At 74.1% G+C, this 232-nt stretch carries 1 protein-coding gene; it reads right to left on the bottom strand.

Going from position 1 to position 232, the window contains the following annotated elements:
• The coding region (locus tag ACLBX9_RS03735) for a hypothetical protein (RefSeq protein WP_447717953.1) at window positions 1-232 on the bottom strand (232 nt) is incomplete at both ends.

The raw sequence follows: 232 nt of genomic DNA, 5'->3' as shown, positions 1-232 counted from the left end.
CTCGACCGGTGCCACGGGTGAGACCGGAGCGACTGGCTCGACCGGTGCCACGGGTGAGACCGGAGCGACTGGCTCGACCGGTGCCACGGGCGAGACCGGCGCAACCGGCTCGACCGGTGCCACGGGTGAGACCGGCGCAACCGGCTCGACCGGTGCCACGGGTGAGACCGGCGCGACTGGCTCGACCGGTGCCACGGGTGAGACCGGAGCGACTGGCTCGACCGGTGCCACG

It is taken from the genome of Methylobacterium sp. A49B, assembly GCF_053346215.1.
The sequence above is the reverse complement of the archived record's forward strand: the minus strand, read 5'-3'. Positions and strand labels throughout refer to the sequence as shown.